General features: G+C 53.8%; 20 protein-coding genes. 13 read left to right on the top strand and 7 right to left on the bottom strand.

Annotated features, from left to right (window positions below; genetic code table 11):
* Window position 1: 1 nt before the first annotated feature.
* From RDU76_01810 to RDU76_01780, 7 genes are all read right to left on the bottom strand, one after another.
* On the bottom strand, window positions 2-385 hold the full coding sequence (locus RDU76_01810; protein ID MDQ7797666.1) for a DUF559 domain-containing protein: 384 nt from the start codon (window positions 383-385) through the stop codon (window positions 2-4).
* A 180-nt stretch (window positions 386-565) separates the two neighbouring features.
* Entirely contained in the window at window positions 566-3,217 is a 2,652-nt protein-coding gene (locus RDU76_01805; GenBank protein ID MDQ7797665.1) for an EAL domain-containing protein, read from the bottom strand.
* Window positions 3,218-3,418: 201 nt separating this feature from the next.
* Window positions 3,419-3,976 carry a hypothetical protein gene (locus RDU76_01800; GenBank protein ID MDQ7797664.1) on the bottom strand — a complete coding sequence of 186 codons (558 nt, stop codon included), beginning with the start codon at window positions 3,974-3,976 and terminating at the stop codon, window positions 3,419-3,421.
* A gap of 228 nt (window positions 3,977-4,204) precedes the next feature.
* The gene (gatD, locus tag RDU76_01795; protein ID MDQ7797663.1) at window positions 4,205-5,590 is read right to left on the bottom strand and encodes a Glu-tRNA(Gln) amidotransferase subunit GatD; all 1,386 of its coding nucleotides are present in this window, start codon (window positions 5,588-5,590) and stop codon (window positions 4,205-4,207) included.
* Window positions 5,591-5,643: 53 nt separating this feature from the next.
* Complete coding sequence (locus RDU76_01790; GenBank protein MDQ7797662.1) at window positions 5,644-6,009, bottom strand: four helix bundle protein; 366 nt, start codon at window positions 6,007-6,009, stop codon at window positions 5,644-5,646.
* 32 nt (window positions 6,010-6,041) lie between these two features.
* The gene (gatE, locus tag RDU76_01785; protein ID MDQ7797661.1) at window positions 6,042-8,006 is read right to left on the bottom strand and encodes a Glu-tRNA(Gln) amidotransferase subunit GatE; all 1,965 of its coding nucleotides are present in this window, start codon (window positions 8,004-8,006) and stop codon (window positions 6,042-6,044) included.
* Between the two features lie 126 nt (window positions 8,007-8,132).
* Window positions 8,133-9,266: a TMEM43 family protein gene (locus tag RDU76_01780; GenBank protein MDQ7797660.1), complete on the bottom strand. Its 1,134-nt coding sequence runs from the start codon at window positions 9,264-9,266 to the stop codon at window positions 8,133-8,135.
* Window positions 9,267-9,457: 191 nt separating this feature from the next.
* Between RDU76_01780 and rbfA the strand changes: the two genes are divergently transcribed.
* From rbfA to lepB, 13 genes are all read left to right on the top strand, one after another.
* Window positions 9,458-9,823: a 30S ribosome-binding factor RbfA gene (gene rbfA / locus RDU76_01775; protein ID MDQ7797659.1), complete on the top strand. Its 366-nt coding sequence runs from the start codon at window positions 9,458-9,460 to the stop codon at window positions 9,821-9,823.
* Window positions 9,810-10,766 carry a bifunctional oligoribonuclease/PAP phosphatase NrnA gene (locus RDU76_01770; protein MDQ7797658.1) on the top strand — a complete coding sequence of 319 codons (957 nt, stop codon included), beginning with the start codon at window positions 9,810-9,812 and terminating at the stop codon, window positions 10,764-10,766. Before rbfA ends, RDU76_01770 begins: the two co-directional genes overlap by 14 nt.
* A gap of 1 nt (window position 10,767) precedes the next feature.
* The gene (locus RDU76_01765; GenBank protein MDQ7797657.1) at window positions 10,768-10,959 is read left to right on the top strand and encodes a hypothetical protein; all 192 of its coding nucleotides are present in this window, start codon (window positions 10,768-10,770) and stop codon (window positions 10,957-10,959) included.
* A 176-nt stretch (window positions 10,960-11,135) separates the two neighbouring features.
* Window positions 11,136-11,975 carry an NAD(+)/NADH kinase gene (locus RDU76_01760; GenBank protein MDQ7797656.1) on the top strand — a complete coding sequence of 280 codons (840 nt, stop codon included), beginning with the start codon at window positions 11,136-11,138 and terminating at the stop codon, window positions 11,973-11,975.
* A 93-nt stretch (window positions 11,976-12,068) separates the two neighbouring features.
* On the top strand, window positions 12,069-13,961 hold the full coding sequence (locus RDU76_01755; GenBank protein ID MDQ7797655.1) for an Ig-like domain-containing protein: 1,893 nt from the start codon (window positions 12,069-12,071) through the stop codon (window positions 13,959-13,961).
* A gap of 26 nt (window positions 13,962-13,987) precedes the next feature.
* On the top strand, window positions 13,988-16,180 hold the full coding sequence (locus RDU76_01750; protein ID MDQ7797654.1) for a T9SS type A sorting domain-containing protein: 2,193 nt from the start codon (window positions 13,988-13,990) through the stop codon (window positions 16,178-16,180).
* Between the two features lie 10 nt (window positions 16,181-16,190).
* On the top strand, window positions 16,191-17,894 hold the full coding sequence (gene recN, locus RDU76_01745) for a DNA repair protein RecN (GenBank protein MDQ7797653.1): 1,704 nt from the start codon (window positions 16,191-16,193) through the stop codon (window positions 17,892-17,894).
* Between the two features lie 216 nt (window positions 17,895-18,110).
* Window positions 18,111-19,037 carry an ORF6N domain-containing protein gene (locus RDU76_01740; GenBank protein ID MDQ7797652.1) on the top strand — a complete coding sequence of 309 codons (927 nt, stop codon included), beginning with the start codon at window positions 18,111-18,113 and terminating at the stop codon, window positions 19,035-19,037.
* A 104-nt stretch (window positions 19,038-19,141) separates the two neighbouring features.
* A complete protein-coding gene (locus RDU76_01735; protein MDQ7797651.1) occupies window positions 19,142-20,086 on the top strand; it encodes an aminoglycoside phosphotransferase family protein in 945 nt (314 codons plus the stop codon).
* A 90-nt stretch (window positions 20,087-20,176) separates the two neighbouring features.
* On the top strand, window positions 20,177-21,190 hold the full coding sequence (locus tag RDU76_01730; protein ID MDQ7797650.1) for a hypothetical protein: 1,014 nt from the start codon (window positions 20,177-20,179) through the stop codon (window positions 21,188-21,190).
* The gene (locus RDU76_01725) at window positions 21,187-21,717 is read left to right on the top strand and encodes a CDP-alcohol phosphatidyltransferase family protein (protein MDQ7797649.1); all 531 of its coding nucleotides are present in this window, start codon (window positions 21,187-21,189) and stop codon (window positions 21,715-21,717) included. Before RDU76_01730 ends, RDU76_01725 begins: the two co-directional genes overlap by 4 nt.
* Window positions 21,718-21,890: 173 nt before the next feature.
* Window positions 21,891-22,997 (top strand): DUF362 domain-containing protein, encoded by a 1,107-nt coding sequence (locus RDU76_01720; GenBank protein MDQ7797648.1) that lies wholly within the window; start codon window positions 21,891-21,893, stop codon window positions 22,995-22,997.
* Window positions 22,998-23,018: 21 nt separating this feature from the next.
* The coding region (gene lepB, locus RDU76_01715) for a signal peptidase I (protein ID MDQ7797647.1) at window positions 23,019-23,780 on the top strand (762 nt) is incomplete at its 3' end.

The following is a 23,780-nucleotide window of genomic DNA, read 5'->3' as shown; positions in this document are numbered from 1 at the left end:
ATTATTTGATTAACTCTTGTATTCTTTTCAAAACAAGATCACATTTGTCAATTATCTCTTGATTTGAAAAGCGTATTACCTTTATTCCGTATTGATTTATTATATAATCCCGCAGTTTATCGTAATCCTTTTGCTCTTCATGCACTCCGCCATCTATTTCTACCACAAGATTTAAATCATTGCAATAGAAATCAGCGATAAAGCCGTGCACAATTTGTTGCCGCCGGAATTGATAGCCCAGGAATTTATTATTTCGGACGGAATTCCAAAAACATTTTTCGGCATAAGTCATATTCCGCCGCATTTTCTTGGCTAACTCATGCTTTTCGGTTTTCACATGATGCCCGGTACATATTCCGGGACGGTGGGTTTTATTTATTGTCATAACATTTACCCCTCCCACATCCCTCCCCGAACGCTTTCGGGGAGGGGTAGGGGTGGGGTCAGTTTTTGCATTATAATAATTAAAGCCCCGTGCTGACGAGGCTTTTTATAATTTCTGCTTTTGTTTCTTCTTTATAAACTCCTCCTCCCCCGGCACTCCGCCCTGCTTGCAATAATAGATTTATATCAGCGACCTCTCAAAATCCGCCGCATTCATGGCCGGGCTGAAAAAATATCCCTGGCCCATGTCACAGCGCAGCAGGCGCAGCACCTTGCACTGCTCCTCGGTTTCCACCCCCTCGGCGATGGTCTTAAGGCCCAGGCTCTTGGCCATGTTGGTGATCGAGGTGACGATGGAGGCGGTGTCGGGATCGCTGGTGACGTCGTGCACGAATGACTGGTCTATCTTTACAAAGTCCACCGGAAGTTTTTTGAGGTAGCTCAGCGATGAATAACCGGTGCCGAAGTCGTCGATGGAGATGGCCACCCCGACCTTTTTCAGCTGTTTCAGCACCGATTGGGCGAAGCCCAGATCCTCGACAAAGACGCTCTCGGTGATCTCCATGGTCAGCAGCCGGGGATCAACATTGGCCTGGCCGATTATTTCTTTGACCATGTCCACCAGGCCGTCGCACCGGAACTGCGAGGGCGACAGGTTTACCGACAGCGGGAATCTGTGTTTGGTGCTCTCCATCTTCTTGGCCTGCAGGCAGGCCGCCTTGAGCACCCAGTTGCCGACGTCTATGATCAGGCCGGTGGTCTCCAGGGCCCTGATGAACCGGTCGGGGGAGACTGTGCCCAGTTCCCGGTTGACCCATCGGATCAGGGCCTCGGCTCCGGCCACCCGCCGGTGGGTCAGCTCGTAATAAGGCTGGTAGCTGACGGTGTACTCGTTATTCTGAAGGGCGCCGAACAGCTGCTGTTCCATGGACATCAGGGCCGACATCCGGTTATTGATCTCGTTGGAATACATGCGGAACTGGTTCAATCCGCTCGATTTGGCATGGACCAGAGCCACATCGGCGTTCTTCAGCAGGGTCTCGGCATCGATGCCGTCGTCGGGGTGAAGCGAGGCGCCCGCCGACAGGGTCAGAAACAGCTTGCGGCCGTTGACCTCCACCCGCCGGGCGGTGTATGACTTGACGGCCGAAACGATGGCGGTTACGTCGCCGGGGTCGTGCACCTCCCGCAGGACGATGCCGAATTCGTCGCTGCCCAGGCGCCCGATCAGGCCCCGGTGGCCCACTTCATTTCGCAGGCAATCGGCCAGCTGCATCAGCACCAGGTTCCCGGCATTGCTGCCGAAAACGTCGTTGATCTGCCGGAAGCGGTCTATGCAGATGATCAGCATCGCGCTCCCGCCGGTCCTTCGCTCGATCTCCTCTTTGGCCTGGGCCTGAAAATAATTCCGGTTGAACAGGCCGGTCAGCGGATCGTGCTGATGCAGGTAGGACAGCTTAATCTCCAGCCGCTTCTGGACGGTGACATCCCTGGAGGTGACCACCAGATGGGTGGTGCTCCCGGACCGATCGGTGACCGGGGCCACGGTCTGGGACACCTGCAGCTGATCGCCGTTCTTTTTGCGGATGATGGCTGCCCGTTCTTCCCCATCCGGGGGCCGGGCCTTGGGGGAGGAGCCGGGCGGACGCAATATGTCCAGCGGCTTTCCCACCAGTTCTCCCGGTGCGTATCCGGTCGCCTCCAGCAGGGCCCGGTTGGCTTGTTCTATAATTCCATCCGCCGTGGCGATAACCACCAGATCGGTCGAACGTTCCAGAGACAGCCTGAGCTTGGCCGCTTGCTCCCGGGAACGCTGCTCCTCGGTTATATCCTGAACCACCGCGGCAAAGCCGTTCAGTCTGCCGGCATCGTCCCGCAGGGCATAGACCGCTTTCCGGGCCGGAAAAGGTCCGGAACCATGGCGGACCAGGGTTCCCTCATCGCGGGTCTGCCCGCTTTGAACCGCCGTTTTCAGGCATCTCTCCGGGACCCCCTGCTGCGCCTGCTCCAGGGGGAAAAGTTTGGAGAAGTGCTTGCGCCTGATCTCGCCGGCGTTGTACCCGAACATCCGTTTGGCCCCCAGGTTCCAGTCGACCACCCGGCCGGAGGGGTCGAGAACGATCAGGGAGAGATCCATAGCCTCGTCGATAAGCAGGCCGAAACGGAGCTGGCTCTCCCGCAGCAGCCGCTCGGTGGTGCGGCGCCGGGAGAATTCAATCAGCATCAGAAGATAGGCCGCCAGGGACAGGATGCCGGCGGCGATCACCATCACCACCACCCCGGCAGCCAGCCTTCGGAGAGAGGCTCCCAGGTCATTGGGCCATGAGGCAATGGCCTTCCGGCCATCCCCTTCCATGCGGCCGATGATGGTATTGATGCCGCTGAAGTCCGGCCGGGGAGCCGCTTCCTGCCTTATTACGGCAGGCTTCTTTCCCCTGGTCGCCGCCGGCTTCGGCGTCACTTGGGCCGTCGTATAGATCTGGCCCTTAACCAGGGTGTCAAGCAGGGCCAGGCGTTCCAGTTGCACCGGCCAGCCGGCCGTCTGCCTGGCCAGTTCGGCTATCTCCGCCCGGGCTTTCTTGACCGTGTTCCCGTAGCTGATCGCCGCCGGATCGTCCGGCGGCGTACCCGGCGCCGGTCTGGTAATTTCCATCTCCCGGGTCAGCAGGCGCACCCGGCCTATGGTCGCCAGGATTTCCAGTTTGGCCGGACTGCTGTTCAGGGCCACCGTAAGCTGCCGGGTGGTGCTGACCAGGATCAGGCCGGCGGCGATCAGCACCGCCAGCAGGAAGATCAGCCCGGCCCGGTACCATTGGAATCTCGTCAGCTTCATTATACCGTGCTCCTTGCGCTGGTAAAGATTACTTATGGCTCTTCTTTATGAATCTCCTCCACCTCCGGCACCCCGTCCTGCATTAATGCATTTAAGCATAATATTGTCTGGGATTCAACCAAAATATTTTTGCCTGGCATATTCCCGCCCCATAGAGAAACCCCCGTTTGCGGCGGGGGTTTGGCCCTTTAAAAAGCCAGGTTATTTCTGAACCACCGGACTCATCAGGCTGGCCTTGATCTTGGCGGCCAGGTTCTGCATCTCGGTCCCGATGTTGACCGCGCCCAAAAGGTCTCCGGACTTAAACGCCTCGGTGGCTTTGGCCAGAGATGCTTCCATCCCCTTGACCTCGTCCTTGGCTGACGCGATGACGGTCTGGTCAGCGCCGCGGGCCGAAGCAATGGCGGCCTTGGTCTCGGTGATCAGTTTCGGCAGGCTGGCGGCCATGCCCTCCCATATCCTGGGCAGTTCGGCCTTGCGGGATTCGATGGCCGCGGCCAGGTCCTTGACCTTGAGGGGCAGGTCCTTGGCCCCGGCCAGGGCGGCCTTGTAATCGCCCTTCTCGAACTTGTCCCTGGCGTCGCTCAGGGCTGCTTCCACAGAAGCCAGCTGGTCAGGCACATATTTCTGGGCCTCAACGCTGACGGCCTTTAAGGCCTCTTCGGCGGTTTTGATGGCCACCTGGGCCGGGGTCTTGCTAAGACTGCAGGCTGCGAACAACAAAACGACACAGCAGAGGACGGGAAGGATCTTCTTCATGGTCTTTTCCTTTGTTATTGGTTTATGGTGATGGTTGTTTGCCGGAATAAACAGTCTATACCCGCTGGGACAGTAAATCAAGAGATATTTTAAAAAATATTTTCATTGCCGTAGTCTAGCACCACCCCCGAGAAATATATAGCCTGCGCTGGAAGGTATGTATTGTATTTTTTACGTTGCCCCGGTAAAAACACAAAAGCCCCGCGTCAACGAGGCTTTTAATATTTTCTACTTATGAAACTTCTTGATGAACTCCTCCACCTCCGGCACTCCGCCCTGGTATATCAGATACCCGTTGTACGGCTCGCGCGGGGTGGTCTCGCCGTTGATGGGGGTCAGCATGATCTCCCTGACCTTCTCCAGGTCGCTGGTCTGCCCCAGGGCCCAGCCCAGCTTGATGTAGGCCACCTCCGGCAGCATGTTCTCGGCCGGCACCACCCCCTTGGCCATCAGGTCGCGCCCGGTGTCGTAGACGAACATATGGACGTAGCCCCACAGGGTCTGGACCGTCATGTAGATGGCCACCCCCTTCTTGACCGCCCGCTCGATGGCCGGGTACAGCGGCTTGTTGACGTGCCCCAGGCCGGTGCCGATGATGATGATCCCCTTGTAGCCGTTGTCCACCATCGAGTCGATCATGTCCGGCTGCATGTTGGTGTAATAGTAGATCATTCCCACCTTCTCCTCGAAGTAGGGCTTGATGGTGACCTGGCGGTCCTTGCGCCGGGGGTTGTAATCCTGCTTGATGTGCTGGAGCCCCTTGCGGGTGATCATGGCCAGCGGGGTGTCGCCGATGGTGCGGAAGGTGGAGCGGTAGGAGGAATGCATCTTGCGGACCCTGGTCCCCCGGTGCAGCAGGCCGTATTCGTCGGAGGTGGGCCCGAACATGCAGACCATCACCTCGGCGATGTCGCCGTGGCCGGCCGCGGTGGTGGCGTGCATCAGATTGAGGGCGGCATCCGAGGAGGGCCGGTCGGAGGAGCGCTGGGAGCCCACCAGCACTATGGGTACCGGCGGGTTCTGGACCATGAAGGTCAATGCCGCCGCGGTGTAGTGCAGGGTGTCGGTGCCGTGGCCGATGACGATGCCGTCGATGCCGTTCTCGATCTCCTTGCCGATGGCCACCGCCAGGGTCTTGTACTGCTCCGGCCCCATGTTCTCGGAGAACACCGCGAACAGTTTGTCGGTGGTCAGGTTGCAGATGTCGGCCAGCTCCGGCACCGCGCCGTAAAGCTCGCCCGGGGTGAAGGCCGGGATCACCGCCCCGGTGCGGTAGTCCAGCCGGGAGGCGATGGTGCCGCCGGTGCCCAGCAGCTTGACCTTGGGCAGGCCGGGGGTGATGGGGAACTCCTTCTCCGGGATCTTGTAGTTGGCCTTTTTGTAGCCGGTCTCGGTCATGGCGGTGATGGTGGCGATGTCGATGCCGATGTTGTAGCCGGTGGCGATCTTCAGCACGATGTGCTGGTCGTCGTCCTGGTCGGCCCGCGGCAGCACCGTGCCCTTGAAATCGCCCCGGCTGGTAAGCACCTCGGCCTGGCCCCACACCCGGACGTTGAATTTCTTCAGGACCTCCAGCCCGGCGCCCTTGTAGCCTTGAAAGATGTCTTCTGTCATTTATAAATTAGTTATTAGTTGCTGGTTATTGGTTATTAGCTACAAACTATTTGTCAAAATGTTTTAAAATACTTGATATATCCGTGCAATAATTTCTTGCATTCTGTAACCTTTTCTAAAGCATGCTCCAATTGCGCTGAATTGATGAATTTTTGGTCAAAAGATAAATATAACTGCGTTTCCAATTCATATAAAGAACCCCGGGCGATATAAAAAAATTGAACCGATTCTTTCGCATGGTTTCTTCCCGAACCTTCTGCAATATTTGATGGAACCGATACGGCGCTTCTCCTGATTTGGCTTGTTACCCCAAATTGCTCATTGTCAGGGAATCCCTTTGTAAGCGTATAAAGCAAACTTGCCAATTCCCTCGCTTTTTTCCAGACCTGTAATTCGGTATAAGTTTTTATCTCTTTCATTTACACCCCCAACAACAAACAACCAAGAATTATCATCGCAGGCTTGCCATCAGCACTTTCAGCGAAATATTCCCCACCGCCATTTTCCTCAGCTGCCCCATCACCCAGTGTTTTTCGGCCTCGGGCAGTTTCGAGGTTCTGATGCTCTGGTATTTATCCTTCAGGAACGGGATCTTGGATGTTATCTCATCCTTGGAGAACCGCTTGAAATCTATATTAACCAAAACTGAGTCGAAATCCATCTTGGGATACTGATAGACCACCGGCAGCATGATCTTGACTATCTCCGCATCCAGTTTATTTTCGACGATGTATCCGTAAAGATCATGGATGCGTTCAAATGAAAAGTCCGGGGATCTTTTGTAATGTCCTTCGATATATTTCAGTTGGTGCCCGAACAGCTTCCCGACCTTTTTGGGGTCCTGGCCCAGTTCTTTTATTATTCTTTCGATGACCGGGTACAGGTTGTGGGTGAACAGGTAGTGATGGGAATCCTCCGGCACCCCCCAGGTTTTCAGCTGGCGGTATCTTTCGATGATATCGGTGGGCAGGTCCCGGCCCAGCTTTTTGATATGGCTGTCCTCCAGCGGGATGGGCTTGGAGTCGGTGTCGGGGTACATCCGGTCGGCCCCGGGCAGCACCCGCTCGAAGATGGTGGTGCCGTCAGGCAGAGATTTGCGGGTCTCGTTGGGAACCCCGGAGAAGGCCATTATGCATCGTTCTTCGATGGTCTCCAGAGCGGTCTTGATATCGTCCTTCGGCCCCCAAAAGATCAGCTGGGCGTCGTCGGGCAAGGACTTCAGCAGGCTGCGGACCTGGTCCCAGTCGTTATCGGCCAGCATCGGGTCCAGGTCCTCGGAACAGGCCATGTTGGGCCGTTCCAGACAGGCGATAACTTTGAGCCGGTCGGCGATCTCGTTGGCAAAGCATTTTCCCGGCTGGGTGAAGTGGGAGAGGATGCCGCCGAAGCCCGGCAGGTTGACCGCCATCACCTGGCTGCCGTTGTTTGACAGTTCCTTGAAGCGTTTGCTCTCCAGCTTGCCGATGATGGGTTTCAGCGGTTCGGACCTTGTCTTCCATTCTTTCTGATGTTTCACTTGGTCCTTGAGCAGGTCGCGGATCTTCAGCAGGGCCCACTGGCGGAAGCACTCGTTGTGGGTCAGCTCCGGGATCAGCTTGGTGCGCGAGACCCCCTTAATCTCCACCCGGGTGCCGCCCCTGCAGGAGACGTTGACGTCCTCCCGGCCCGCCCCGATCCCGGTTCGCACCATCCCGGTGCTGCGGTTCAGAAAGCGGATGTAGTCGCAGGCCTCCATCACCTCGTCCGGGTTCTTCATGTCGGGATAGGTGACGGTCTCGATCAGCGGCATGCCCAAACGGTCGGTGCGGTAGACCCGCTGGTGGCCGATGTCGGAGACCTCGCGGCATGAATCCTCCTCCAGGGAAAGCTGGATCAGCCGGACCTTTTTGTGCTTCAGCGGGATCTCGCCCTCCACCCCGATGATGGCGGTGCGCTGGAACCCGGTGGGGATGCTGCCGTCCAGGTACTGCTTGCGGGTGATGTGCACCTCGCCCACGATGTTCAGCTTGGACAGCAGGGCGATGCGGATGGCGATGTCCAGGGCCTCACGGTTCAGGGGAAAGGGCGGGGTGTCGTCCACCTCGTAGGTGCAGGCGGTCCGGCTGTTGATGTGATAGACGATGTTCTTGCGGGTCTTGAACTCCATCAGGGCGGTGCCGTCGTACTCCCCCAGCTCCGATAGGGTGGGCCGCATGTGGCGGATCAGCTCGGCGTGGTATTCCTCCGGCTTCTGGAATATCCCGGCCGGACAGCGGCAGAACAGCTTTTGCTTGGTGTAAAGCTGCTGGTGCACCTCCAGCCCGGACATGAACCCCAGGGCGTCGTAGATCTGCTGGTCGGCCTGCTGGCGCGGCAGGTAACCCACCGACTGTTTGGTCCGGCCGTAGTTTGCCATGGGATCGAATCGTTTGCTCATATTAAAAAATACCTAAGATTTTGAGTGCATAAACAGTTAAGAATATTACAAAACCGCCCATAAGTCAATAAAAAATGCTGCCGCCCGTTTTCGGGCGGCAGCATTAAATCAAGGTCATATCCGGCTTTACTTAGCAATGGCCGGAGCCGGGGGTTTCTTTTTTAATTTAAAAAACAATGCCAGCCCGGCCATCAGGGCCAGCACCACCAGCAGAACGATTATATTGTGGGCGATCATGGAGACAACGATGGTGACAGCCGACAGCACCAAAGCGACGGGAAAGGCTATCAGGCCGATCACCAATCGGCTGGCCGAGCCCAGGAACGGCAGAACGTCAAGAATGGTGTGCAGCGGGCCGGTCAGCATCAGCAGCCCGATCCACATCATCAGGAACCCGATGATGCGGCCGATCCATCCGGCCGTTTTATATTCCAGCCCGAGCTTGGCAACGGCCTCGTCCCTGTTGCCCAGGAAAGCCCGGTAGAAGCTTTTCTCGCCATTGTAAAAATAGGGGTCCAGCATCCCCCCGGACAGCTTGCCGAAGACGGTGGCCCTCCGGCCGGATGGCAGGGCATAAAACGACAGCCGGGTATCCCCGATCTGCGGCTGGGCCAAGGAACCCTGCCCCTGAAACAGATATTCTTCGGTGGCGCTGTATCCTTTGGTCTTTTCCAACAGGATCTTTCCGCCTCCCAGGTCCAAGGGCTCGGTCGGCGGCAGGTTCAGACGCCCCATATCCAATTCATAAACCCCGGCCCGGGCCTGTCTGGCCGTGAAGGTCCGGGAGGAAATTTCCGGCGGGGGGTTGGCATGGCCCTCCGGCTGCTTGAAATCCCCCGAGTTCTCCGGATTTTCGGTCCATTCCTTTTCGTAGCTGTAGGTCTTGGTGGTGGTCTCGCTGCCTCCGGTGTTCTTCTGGGTCTTGGTGCTTACCCGTTCCCTCCAGGCGAACATCTCGGCCCGGCGGGTCAGGATCAGATAATTCCCCGGCGCGATGAAATCGGGATCGCCCACCAGGTCGACGGTCTCCAGCGGCCCGGTGACCGAGGCCAGCTGTTCCTGGGCGTTCTGGTCTATCGACGATGGCGATGCAATGACGGCCTTCTGCGCCAGCTTGGCGAAATCGGTCCGGCCCTCTGTTCTCCACAGCACTATAAAGGAGATCAGGAACAGGGCCAGCCCCACCAGCACCCCGATAAACGAGTTCAGGATCCTCTTGCCCCAGCCGGTGGTGGTTACTTCGGTCAGTTGATCGGTCATTTTTCCTCCTATACGTATAATGGGATAGGGACGCATGGGCGATCCGCCCGAAGTTATTATCCGATAGCTTGATGGAGATGTCAAGCGGTTTTATGCCACGGCCAAAAGCTTTGTTGTCTTTTTCTATATTTTTCTCTTGCAATCACAAATCTGTATGGTAAAATGTTGAATTGTATTAGGAGGCTGACTTTATGCATTTTAAACGTTCCTCTCAGGTGGCCGAGGTGATAAAACGCGAGATGTCCGACATCATCTCCCACCACATCAAGGACCCCCGCCTGGGGTTCATCACCGTTACCGGGGTAGACCTTACCGATGACCTGCGCTATGCCAAAGTGTTCGTCAGCATCTTCGGGGAGGATGACAAGCGGCAGGAATCCCTGAAGGGCCTGGAAAGCGCCAAGGGCTTCATCCGCCGGGAGATGGGCAGCCGGCTGCGCCTGCGTTATTGCCCCGATCTCTCCTTCAGGCTGGACGAGTCCATAGCCTACGGCGACAAGATAGACCGCCTGCTCAACCAGATCACCCCGAAAGAGAAGCCCGATGACAGCCAGTGAGATCGCCCAGGCCCTGGAAAAGCACCGCCGGATAATGGTCACCAGCCATGTCAACCCCGACGGAGACAGCATCTCCAGCCAGCTGGCCCTGGCCTCGGTGCTTAAAACCATGGGCAAACAGGTGAGCATAATAAACCAGGACCCGGTGCCGGAGAGGTACCGTTTCCTGCCCGGCTGGGAGTCCATCTCCGGCCAGAGGGAGGCCCCCGACGTCACCGCGGTCTGCGTAGTGGACTGCGCCAACCCCCAGCGCCTGGGCCAGGCGGCCGAGCTGATCACCCCGGCCACCATGGAGCTGATCGTGATAGACCATCACGTCTCCAACGACGGCTTCGGGCATATCCAATATATAGACCCCGAGGCCTCCTCCACCTGCGAGCTGATCTACCGCATCTCCCAGAAACTGGGAGTCAAGTTGACCGCCGAACAGGCCACTATCCTGCTATCGGGAATCATGACCGACTCCGGCGGCTTCCGCTATTCCAACACCTCTCCGGCCACCCTGCGAAGCGCCGCCCTGCTGATGGAGTCCGGGGCCGAGCTGGCCTGGATATCGGAACAGCTTTATTTCCAGCAGCCCCTGAGACACCTTAAGGTGCTGGGGCAGCTATTCTCCGACCTGAAGACCGCCGCCAACGGCAAGGTTTCCTGGGTGGCCCTGACCCAGGAGATAGCCCGAAGGCACCGATTTGACATCAATGACAGCGAGGAGTTTGTCAGCCATGTGCTTTCGGTCAAAGGGGCCGAAGTGGGCCTGCTGTTCAAGGAGCAGGGCAACGGGATCGTGCGGGTCTCCTTCCGCTCCAAGGGCCGGGTGGACGTAAATAGGCTGGCAGCCATCTTCGGGGGCGGCGGACACCTCCAGGCCGCCGGGGCCAGGGTCAGGGGGTCGATTGACGAAGTGACCAAGTTGGTGGTCCAGACGGTGGAGAGGGAGCTTTGACATGGAGTTCAAATATAAATGCGATTGCGGCGGCCGGGATTTTCTGATGGTCTCCGAAAAGAGTTACAACGCCCGGGTGGACGCCGAGGGCACCCTGGTCTGCCTGCCCCAGACCGAGCATATTGTTTCCATCACCTGCACCAGGTGCAGCAAGGCCTATAAACAGGACGATTTCAAGCAGATAGAATATTGATCCTTGGTTTGTCACCCTGAGCCAAGCATCCTGCCCCGCTGGCCGAACGGGTGGCTACCGTCATCCAACAGCCAGCATTGCTTCGAAGGGTGCTCAGGATGACAATAGAATATGGAATAAAATGCTTGGTGTCTTGGTGGTTAAAAAGGGGAACGCTTAGTCATAAGGAAAAAGTAATGAAAACCTACGGTCTGATCTACAACCGGAACCGGCCCGGGGCCGAGCGCATTGTGCGGGAGCTGGCAGCCTGGCTCAAGGACCACGGCATAGCGGCCCTGGCCGAAAAGGGTTTTGATATCAGCCAGGCCGAGATGGCCGACGAAACCCAGGTGGCCGCCCGCTGCGATATGATGCTGGTGCTGGGCGGCGACGGCACCCTGCTGAGGGCCGTCAGGCTGATGGGTGACGCCCAGAAGCCGGTGCTGGGAATCAACCTGGGCTCCCTGGGGTTTTTGACCGAGATCTCACAGGACAATATCCAGCAGAGCATGGAGCAGGTTGTCCGGGGCCAGTATCAGATAGAGGAGCGGGCCATCATCAAGGCCCGATGCGGCGATGCGGAATTTTTTGCCCTGAACGACTTCGACATCCGGGTGCCCACCCGCCTGGTGGAGCTGACGGTATCCATCGGCGATGAGCTGGTCAGCCGCTATTTTGCCGACGGCATGCTGATCGCCACCCCCACCGGCTCCACCGCCTACTCCCTGTCGGCCGGGGGTCCGATAGTGGAGCCCGACATGGATGCTTTCGTCCTTACCCCCATCTGTCCCCACACCCTGAGCCTGCGGCCCATGATTGTCTCCATGAAGAAGACCATCACGGTGGTGGTCCACGGCAAGAACGAGGAGGCGGTGCTGGTGGCCGACGGCCAGACCGTGGCCCGTTTGAAGGACGACCAAAAACTGACCATCACCAAGGCCGATAGAAAGGCGCTTTTAGCAAGACCCGCGGCTTCTTCGTTCTACAATATCCTGAGGACCAAGTTAAAGTGGGGCGCCCGGGGTGAGAATTCCTGAGATTGGCGCTTCTTGACTGTTATCCGGGGCAAGTTATTATTCTCTCCTTAACTAAGGAGGGGAACATATGATAATTTTATGAGGATAAAAGCGATGAAAAAACTTATCAGCCTGGCTTTATTGGCAGCCGTGGCAACGGTTATTGTCCAGGGCTGCGGAAAAAAGAGCGACCCGGTGGCCCCGCCGCCGACCCCCCCCACTCCGCCGACGGTGATCGCCGTATATCCGCCGGCCAGCAGCACGGATAATTTCAGGAACAGCCTGATATATCTGACCTTCAGCGCCGACATGAAGCAGACCGAGACCCAGAACGCCCTGACCATAACCGGCATGACCGGCCAGAAGACCTGGTGGAACCGGATACTGATATTCCGGCCGGATTCGCTTTATACCCCCGGTGATACCATTCTGATAACGGTGTCCACCATCGCCCAGAACACCGCCGGCACCGCCCTGGCCGCGGTCTACACTTCTTCATTTATCTGCGGGGCCAACGCTGACAGCCTTCGTCCCATAGTGGTCTCCACCAACCCGGCCGGCGGCCAGACCGGGGTCAGCGCCACAGCCAGCATTTCGGCGGCCTTTTCCGAGAGGCTGGCCCCCTGGTCGGTCTCGGCTTTTTCCCTGACCGGCGTTACCGGCATCCTGGGCAATGCCGCCCTGCAGAGCGACTCCATAATAAGTTTTTCCCCCTCTTCGCTTCTTTGCTATGACATGACCTTCACCGCCATGCTCGACACCAGCGTCACCGACCGGTGCGGGAACCATCTATCGCCCCAGTATTCCTGGACCTTCCGAACCATCGCCGACACCGTCAAGCCCAAGGTTCTGTCGCTTGATCCGGCCAATAACGATACTTTGACCTCGGTGAATAAGCCAATAATCGTCAGATTCTCCGAGGTGATGGATACCGCCTCGGCCCGGGCCGCCTTTTCCATCTCTCCTTCCGTTTCCGGAAATTTCACCTGGAGCGGGGATTCCATCATGACCTTCGCCCCGGCCGAGACCCTGGCCTTTCGCCGCCAATTCCAGGTGGCCATCGGCTCCGCCGCCCAGGACCTGGCCGGGAATCCCCTGGCCTCGGCCTGGAATTCCAGCTTCACCACCGTGCGGGGGATCTACGTCTGCTGTAACACCTCCAATGAGATATATATGTTCCAGCAGAACGACCTGAAGCCCGAGGGCTATCTGCCGTTTTACACCAAAGCCAGCCAGATACGCATTTCCGCCGATGACAGCGTGGCCTATGTCCTTACCCAAAGCGGGTTGGAATTCATCCAGCTCAAGAACCACAACAATCATTTTGCCACTGTCAATCTGCCGGCCACCTGTTACGGGCTGGCCCTGTCCCCCAACGGCAGCCGCCTGGCGGTGACCGACACCCTGAACAAATGGCTGTATCTGATCGATGCCGCCACGGCCCAAAAAACGGATTCGGTCCAGACCGGGGCCGCCTTCCCCAAGGGGGTCTGGTTCAACCAGGGCAGCAGCCAGATCTGCGTCCTGTGCTGGGGACAGGTGGAGATATTCAGCGTCAGCAATCTGCACACCGCCCCCTCCACTGTCGTCATTCCCAACAACGGCGAGGAGGCCGTCAGGGGGATCTCCGGCGATACGCTTTATGTCTCTTCCGGCACCGGGTTCACCGCCATCAAGATATCCGACAACTCCGTGCCCTTCCAGATAACCGGCATCAGCAACCATCCCTTCGGACTGGCGGTCTCGCCGGACCAGGCCCACGTGGCCCTGGCCTGTTATGAGGAGCATGCGGTGAAGATATACACCACTTCCGGAGCCTACGTCACCACCGTTTCGGTCGGCACCGGGCCCAAGGGCCTGGCCTACAGCCCGGACGGGAAATATCTGTATGTCTCCAATTCCGCCAGCAATTCTATTTCGGTCATCAGCCGGAACGACAATACCTACACCGCCCAGACACCAAAGACCGTGGGCAGCGGACCCTGGGGGATCGCGGTCACGCCGTAAAATAAAAATCAATGACCAGGAGGCTTATGTCCAAGAAGATTATTCTGGGCATGATCATTCTATTTGCCGCCCTTTCGGCCTGGGCCAAGGATAGTCTTAATGTGCGATCTGTCGGTAGTTGGCCGTTCTACCGCTGCTTGAGCGTAGCGCTGGATACATCCTCAGCAAAAAAATTGGCCGTTACCGGAGTGGGCGGCGGTCTTTTCATCGTTGACATCACAGATCCATTGCACCCAAATAAGATCGGCGAAATAAACCTTGGCGGTTCTTATAGCTATATCATAAAAACCAGAAATAATTATGCTTACTGCCTTTCAGACAGCTTGGGGTTATTGATAGTTGACTATTCAAATCCCCACACCCCGGTACTGGTTGGTCATTGTGCCTATAAAGAAGGAAAGAATCAAGCATTAGCCATCAGCGGAAACTATGCTTTCATCTGCATAAACTATTACGGCATAAAAATAATCGACATCACGGACCCAACCAATCCCGTTGATAAGAATTATTTCCCCTGCAACGACTTTAATATAGACATTCTAATAAAAGACACTTTAGCCTATTTTACGACATATGAGTTCAAAGTGTTGAATATCAGCGACCCTGAAAACCCCGTTCAAATCTGGAATGATGATACACAATCCGGGCAGCTTGCGATATCTGATACTTTTTTGTATCTCGGTAGTGGAAGTATATATACATACAACATTTCTGAACCAGCTAATCCGGTTAAGGGCGGATCGGGAGGTACGGCCTACTTCGGTTTTTCGATATATGACACTCTGATCTTCGGCGGAGGAACTGGATTCAATGAAGGATTTTACATAAACAGCCTTTCCGATCCCAACAGCCCCGTAACAATAGGGCAATGTTCAACCAATTATTTCAGAGGGTTAGCCGCTTATAACGGCTATGCCTATGTGGCTGACGACAGCAAAGGCTTGAAGGTTGTTGATATCAGCGATCCCGCACACCCCGTGATAGTCGGTCATTGCCCCACGCCAAGAAACGAAGATAACGGCATACTTTACCAAAATAATTATATTTACCTTCCGGCAATGGAAGGTGGCTTAAGGATGATAGATGTCTCCGATCCTTCCTCGCCGATCGAGACCGGTTGTTCCTTTTATGCCGACAAGGAGAATCAAGCCGTTGATGTAATTGTCAGAGATACCATTGCCTACGTATCAGACCGCTTGAACGGGCTAAGGGTGATAAATATCGCCGATAAAGCCAACCCTGCCGAGATATGTACCCTTTCTTTTAAAGGCTACACCTATAAAATATCCAGCAAAGACAGCCTGCTGTTTATCGCTTTATGGCCGGAGTTTTCCAGCGGCGATTCTTCCAGCATCAGAGTAATAAATATCGTCAATCCGCAAAACCCGGCTGAAATCGGGTATATTTGTTTGCCAAAAGATGCACTGGATATTTCTATAAAAGACAATAGCTTGTTCGTCACCACATATAATACAACTATGTCAACCATTGACATATCCAACCCTGTCAATCCGATAATAATCTACAGTAATGACACATTAGGACTGGGATGGAATCACTGTTTAAATGACACTATTTTATACCTGGCCAATGATTACAAAGGTTTAAGCATTATCAATGTTGCCGACCCAGTAAATCCCGTAAAGATCTCCTCGGTTCCTCCGTTTAGTCGCACTACCGGAGTATTCGTTGATTCCGGCTTTGCTTACATGGTGGATGATACCCTGGGATTAAAAGTCGTCAATATCACAGACCCTTCAAATCCAGTTGTTACCGGTTATTACCTTTTTGAATATGACCCAATTTATTATGCCATATTTTCTCCTTATCGTGACATAACGGCCGCTGACAATAAAATATTTATTTCGGCCCCTTTGAATATCCTGCAAGTACTGGAATATTATGGCCCGGAGGCCGGTGTTTCTTCAGATAATATTGATAACGAAAAGAGACCCCTTGTCTTTCTACTGAAAGAAGCCTACCCCAATCCAGCCAAAGGCAAAACAAATATCAGCTATCAACTGCCGGCCAAATCTACGGTCAGCCTGAATGTATATAATGTTGCCGGACAGCTGGTCCGATCAACAGATCTGGGCACACAGCCGCCGGGATATTACAATATTCCATTGAAGACCGACAAACTTTCCTCCGGGGTATATTTTTATAAGCTGACCGCCGGAAGCAACAGCCAGACCAGGAAATTTATCGTTTTAAAATAACCTTTTAGCCATGCTTAAAAAACTCACCGTAAAAGATTACGCCCTGATAGAATCGCTGGAGGTCGAATTCACCCCCGGCCTCAATATCCTCACCGGGGAAACCGGGGCCGGCAAATCCATCCTGATCGGCGCCCTGGGCCTGGTGCTGGGCGAGCGGGCCGACAGCGACAGCGTCCGCAGCGGCGCCAAGGCCGCCATGGTGGAGGCCGAATTCCACCTAACGGATCTTGGCGCCGTAAAGACGATCTTCGGCGAATTGGACATCGACTGGTCCGACGAACTGCTGATCCGCCGCGAGGTGTCCCCGGCCGGCAAGAGCCGGGCCTTTGTCAACGACAGCCCGGTCACCCTGACCAATCTTAAAAGGATCGGCGACGCCGTGCTGGACATGCACGGCCAGCACGAGCACCAATCCCTGCTCTACGAGGAGCGGCATCTGGATTATCTGGACGGCTTTGCCAAGACCCGGCCGGAACGAACAGCCGCCGGAGAACTTTTTCACCAATACCAGAAGATCAGATCAGAACTGGAGGCCTTGCGGAACAAGGAGCAATTGACCAGGGAAAAGCTGGACCTGTATTCTTTCCAGATAAAGGAGATCGAGTCGGCTACGCTGGCCGAAGGCGAAGAGGAAGGGCTGGAAAGCGAAAAGACCATTCTGGAGAATTCCGAAAAGCTTTTTTCGCTGGCCTCGGCCGGCTATCAGCTTTTATACCAGCAGGACGGCTCCATCACCGAGCAGTTCAGCGCTTTGGAGCGGTCGGTGGCGGAGATCGCCGGGATCGATCTCCGCCTGGAATCTACTTTGAAGGCCGTAACTTCGGTGAACGACCAGATCGAGGAGGTCGCCCGGGACCTGAGAAAATACCGGGACGGCATCTCTTTCGATCCCCAGCGGCTGGAGGAGATCCGCAACCGGCTGGACCTGATCAGGACCCTCAAGAAAAAATATTCCGGCCGGGAGAACTCCATAGCCGCCGTTTTGGCCCATTACGAAAAGATCAAGGCCGAAGTGGATTCGGTGGAGCACGGCGAGGAGAATATCAAAAAACTGGAGGTCCAATTGGAAGCCCAGCGCCGAGACCTGGAAAAGGCCTGTCTGGCATTGTCTGAGAAACGCCAAGCGGCGGCCAGGAAGATGGCCAGGGATGTGGTGGTCCAGCTGAAGGACCTGGGAATGGAAAAGGCCGCCTTCAAGGTTGAAGTGGCCCAGGTCGAGGAGCCCGAGGGCATTGTCCACCACAATAAAAAGCGGCTTAAAGCCGACGCTGCTGGCATCGATTCCGTCCGGTTTTTGATATCACCCAACCCCGGCGAGGAATTAAAGCCCCTGGCCAGGATCGCCTCCGGCGGCGAGATCTCCCGGGTGATGCTGGCCATCAAGACCATACTATCGGAGGCCGACGCCGTGCCGGTGCTGGTGTTCGACGAGATCGATGCCGGGATAGGCGGCCGGATCGCCGAGGCGGTGGGGGTTAAGCTCAAGGAGATCTCCTCGGCCAGGCAGGTGCTGTGCATAACACATTTGCCGCAGATAGCCTCTCTGGCCAAGAGCCACTTCCTGGTCAGCAAGGAAGAGCAGAAGGGCCGCACCATCACCTCGGTGAATGTCTTAAGCGAAAAGGAGAAGATCGAGGAGATCGCCCGAATGCTGGGCGGCAGCAAGATCACCGAGACCACCCTGAAACATGCCCGGGAGATGATAGAGAAATAAGCATTCTGAATATCTTTGAGGTCGCAATTTGCGACCTCAAAGGAAAATCACAAATTGTGATAACCAAATATTTCCAGTAAAATGGAATTGTTTCTTTAAGGTAACAAATTGTGACCTTATACTTTGACGATCCGACAGGACCACTTTTTACGACCTAAAACAACAATGCCCTTGAGGTCACAAATTGTGACCTCAAACTAAATAAATGGAATAATTATGCCTGAAAGAAATTTAATAAAAGTTGAACAAATTCAAAAAAGAATATATACGCTCCGTGGCGCACAAGCAATGTTAGACAGCGACCTAGCAGAACTATACCAGGTTGATGTTAAAGTGCTGAACCAAGCAGTAAAGCGCAACAACAAAAGATTTCCTGCGGAATTCATGTTCCAACTCACGAAAGAAGAGTATGATGTATTGCGTTCACAACTTGAAGCATCAGAAACAAGAAAATCTTTAAGGTCACAATCTGTGACCTTAGACAATAAAAGAGGATTGCATCGAAAATACTTGCCTTATGCCTTTACAGAACAGGGCGTTGCTATGCTCTCAGCGGTTCTAAAAAGCAATACTGCCGTTAAAATGAGTATTAATATAATGACCGCTTTTATTGCAATGCGTCGCTTTATTGCGTCGAATGCCCAAGTGTTCCAAAGAATTGATGTTTTGGAAACAAAACAGAATGAAACCGACAAAAAATTGGATACGGTTTTATCCGCCATAGAAAACAAGGATATTCAACCGAAACAAGGAATCTTTTATGATGGGCAGATATTTGACGCTTATAAATTCGTTTCCGACCTTTTCCGTAGCGCAAAAAAATCCATAATAATCATTGATAACTATGTTGACGATACCGTACTAACTCATTTGACAAAACGTCGAAAAGAGGTAAAGGCTGTGATTTTAACCAAGGAAATATCAAAACAATTATCACTTGATCTAAAAAAACACAATGAACAATATCCACCAATTGAAATAAAAGGGTTCAAGGTTACTCATGATCGATTTATAATTATTGATGAAAGTGAGGTATATCTTTTAGGCGCGTCGCTTAAAGACCTCGGGAAAAAGTGGTTTGCTTTTTCTAAAATAGACATCGGCATTGCTGAAATGTTAGAAAAGCTTAAGAATATACCGTAAAATATTTTAAATACAAGAATGACCGCCGCCATCATCATGATCATAATGGCAACCATGATAGTGGTCGGCAGTAATATTACAGAGGCCCAAAACATGCCGAGAAGATGGTGAAGGTTAATATTGCCAGCGTCAAACCAGAGGTCACACAGGAAAAAATATCAGAGCTGCTGAAAGAGACCTTCTATCAACCTATCCGCGATCTGACCCCGGTCCAGGGCGGGCTGGTCGCCCAGACGCTGTCGTTCAAAGCCGGGGATGGCGACTACATTCTGCGATTCATGTCCGGCAGCATGGAAGCCAGCTACCAGAAGGAAGCTTTCATTTACCAGAACTTCGCCACTCCCGAAATACCCATACCCCCGATCATCAAGACCGGAAAGTTTGATGACCTGTTCTATTGCATCACCCGCAAGATGCCAGGCCGAGGATTGAAGTCACTGAGCGATGCCGAGTACCAACAGATCCTGCCCGGCCTGGCCCAAACCCTGCACGCCATCCATAAATCCGACGTCAGCCGCTGGAAGGGATACGGCTGGATCGGCGACGACGGCGCCGGGTTGTTCCAGACCTGGAAGAGGTTTATCGCCCATGCCAACGAAGAGGAGCGCCCGGATGGGTTTTTCGGCCAATGGCATTCGCTTTTCGAGACCTCCTTCCTGGAGCGCGCCCGGTTCGACGAATACTACGGCCGGATGCTGCCCCTGCTGGAGGCCTGCCCGGAGGGCCGTTACCTATTACACGGCGGATACGGTTATGACAATGTGCTGGCCCAGGATGGCAGGGTGACGGCGGTGCTGGATTGGGAGGCAATGTACGGCGATTTTGCCTACGACATTGCCTGTATAGATTTCTGGCCGCGCGGCGTCGATCATGTTGAATTGTTTCGAAGGCACTATGCCGAGAAGGGCATGCCCCTTGAAAACTACCGGGAACGGATAGCTTGCTATAAGCATTACATGGGGCTGGATGCCATGAAGTTCTTTGCCAAGACCAATAACCGCCAGGCATACGGGTACGTCTGCCAGATCCTGGATAAACTGCAGCCGTGAATCGCCCGGATGCTGGGCGGCAGCAAGATCGCCGAAACCACGTTGAGCCATGCCAGGGAAATGTTGAACAAAAATTGATATTATTGGCTTATGAAAGAATTAAAGATAAGAAAAATCACCCTGACCGGAAACGTCACCCACAACCTGTGCTTTCTTTCCCGGGATTTTGACCTGTCATTCTATGTAAAATTTAGCTCCTTCACCGGAGAGGCAGGATTTCTCTTCAGGGCAGCCGACCAAAACCACGGGCATGCCATAAAGATCAGCAAGGACCGCATATCCTTTATCGAGCACTTCTCGCCCAGCGGCGCCTCGGAACAGAAAGAAAAGGTGGTGAAAAGCAATCTTCGGGAGAACCAGCGTTACAATATCCGGATCCTTTTCGTTGGGTCCGAACTGAAAATATCCGTGGACAACCGGATATTGTTCAGCGATTCGGTTTCGGCAAGCACCATAGGCAATATTTATATATTTGGCAACCTGGCCGGAAAGGCAACTATTTACCAGATATCTATTTCCTCGCTCGACAAGCAGGCGGATATGGGAGATGCTGCATTCGTCGACAAATTTAACGATATCAACAACTGGGAGATAGTCAGCGGCCACTGGCAGACCAATTCCGGATGCCTCCGGGGAACGGCCGAAAAAAATAACATTTATGCGCGGCTAAAGGAAAATATCCCCCAGTTCGGCGGCGTCTCTTTTTATTTGAAAAATGAAAATGATCTGCGGATGAATTACGGCTCCGGGATTCTGCTGCGATTTTCCCCCGAAACCCAAAAAGGCGTTGCCGTCCATTGCTTCCCCAGCCACGGCTATATCAGCCTTTATCCCGACTTTGATCTTTCAATTTATAATGCAAAGACCGAGATCTGTTATCCCGGTCTGGAATTGAAGCATCATATGCTTTTAAAGCCAAACTGCTGGCATTACATCCAGATAAAATTCACCAAAACCCAGTTCTGGACTTATTTTGACGATGTTTTGATCCATCAAAGCAATAACATCCCATATCATGATGGTCAGCTCTTATTATGCGTCGGCGAACGCAATACCGCGCAGTTCAGCGATTTCCGGCTTTATCGATCGGAAGAGGCGGAATGAATATCCCCAACATGCTCTCCCTGTCGCGCATCGCCCTGATGCCGGCGGTATTATTCTGCCTCCGGAAAGAACAAACGGTCCCGCTGCTGATACTGATGCTTATAGCGGTGGCCAGCGACTATTTCGACGGCTATTTTGCCCGCAAAAAAAACCAGATTTCCTCCCTGGGAAAGATCCTGGATCCCCTGGCCGACAAGATCTGCCTGAACTCCATGGTCTTGGCCCTTTCCCTGTGGCGGGGCTTCCCCTGGTGGGCTACCGGACTGATAATATTGCGCGACGTCCTGATCCTGGCCGGCGGGTTTTTGATGATCAACAAAACCAAGGAAATCCCCGTCTCCAACTGGCCGGGGAAGTTTGCGGTCACTTTTCTTTCGGCTGCCATATTTTTCTATGTACTCAATTGGCAGCCCTGGGGTCTTTATCTGCTGTATGCTTCGCTTTTGCTGATCCTGGTATCGGGGATCATATATCTAAGAAAAATTCTCGGGCAGTCAAAGAGGACCCCACCCCTGCCCCTCCCCTAACGCATTAGGAGAGGGAACTGGCACTGCGAGAAAATTTGGGGAAATGACGGTGGTGTCTAGATCCTTCGGCTTGTAAGGTAAACTTGCCTGGCTCAGGATGACAATAATGGACAATCTGTGTCAATCTGTGTAATCTGTTGATATAAATAACCAGCATTTAAAAGGAATAAACTATGCCCAGCAAAGTATATTTCGCCAATTTCCGGGAGACCTCCGAACGGAACATGTTTGACAAGATCGATCTCCTGCTGGACCAGCTTCCCCTCTCCTCGGTCTTCCAAAAGGGCGACCTGGTGGCGGTCAAGGTGCATTTCGGCGAGCGGGGCAACACCGCCTTCATCCCCTCCTACTACGTCCGCCGGGTGGTGGACAAGATCAGGGAATCCGGCGGCAAGCCTTTCGTCACCGATGCCAACACCCTCTATGTCGGCTCCCGTTCCAATTCGGTGGACCATCTGGAGACCGCCGCCATGCACGGCTTCACCCGCGACACCCTGGGCTGCCCGGTGCTGATCGCCGACGGTCTGCGGGGCGGGGCCTATGTCGAGGTGGAGATCGACGGCAAGCACTTTAAGAAGGTCAAGCTGGCCCACGACCTGGTCAGGGCCGATTCAATAGTCTGCGTGACCCATTTCAAGGGGCACGAGCTGGCCGGCTTCGGCGGCTCCATCAAGAACCTGGGGATGGGCGGCGGGGCCAGGGGCGGCAAGCTGGCCATGCACTCAGACATCGCCCCGCAGATCAAGGCCGAAAAATGCATCGCCTGCGGCAAATGCGCCGCCAACTGCCCGGCCGACGCCATTGCTATCGGCAAATATGCCGTGATAGACCCAAAAAAGTGCATCGGCTGCGGATCCTGCATCGTGGTCTGCCCCACCCACGCCGCCCGCAACGGCTGGGACAGCGGGGCCCAGAAGATGCAGGAGAAGATGGTGGAGCACCTGGCGGGCTTTGTGAAGCACAAGAAGGACCGGATCGCCTATCTGAATTTCATCATGAACGTCTCCCCGGCCTGCGATTGCTACGGCCACGCCGACCACCCCATCGTGCCGGACCTGGGCATTGCCGCCTCGCTGGACCCGGTGGCGGTGGACGCCGCCAGCAACGCCCTGGTGATGGCCGCGCCCGGGCATCGGGATTCGGAGCTGAAGAAGGCCCTGGATCCGGGCAGCGATAAGTTCCGCGACATCTACCCCGATACCGACTGGAATGTCCAATTGGACCATGCCGAAAAGATGGGGCTGGGAAGCAAGAAATATGAGTTGGTAATACAGGGATAAACATAACGAAAGACAACTAAGATGAAAAAGAAAAGAAAACCCATCATAGCTGCCATTTTTTCGCTTTTCTTTCCCGGGTTAGGTCAAATTTATAATGGTCAAATAATCAAAGGTGTTGGATTTTGTATTTTTTCTTATGTTTTATATTTATTTGCAGTAACTTTTCTGATACGTTCATTTGCAGGGTTGATAATAACTATTATTCTAACTGGGTTTTATTATATATCTGTGACAGTTGATGCGGTTGTTTATGCTACTAAATTTATTGACTATATCGTGAAACCATATAATAGATGGTATATATATTTGCTTTATATATTTATAACAATGATTATGTCAAATATCTTAAGTGGCTTTATAAAGGCCGAGTCATTCAAAATACCAAACAATGGTATGGCACCTACATTAGAGCAAGGTGATTATTTTATTGTAGACATTAAAGAACACAAATACAAACGAGGGGATGTGGTTGTTCATTATTCCCCGAGCGATAAAAATAAAATTCTCGTTAAAAGAATTGTGGCGATTCCCAAAGATACTGTTTTGATCATAGATAAATCCCTTTATATTAATGGCCGAATTCAAAAAGAGCCATCTGTCATTTATGAGGATACGATATCTATTAAGGCCATGCCCTTGCCAGATATTTCTATCAATGATTACCAAAAAGCGTGGGAAAATTCATATTTCGAAACAAAACCTTACGTTCGTGATAATTTTGGACCAGTAATTATACCGGATGGCAATTATTTTCTTCTCGGAGACAATAGAGACAATTCGTAC

The organism is Candidatus Edwardsbacteria bacterium, from assembly GCA_031082425.1.
GTDB lineage: Bacteria > Edwardsbacteria > AC1 > AC1 > EtOH8 > UBA2226.
This window is presented reverse-complemented; position numbering and strand designations above follow the sequence as displayed.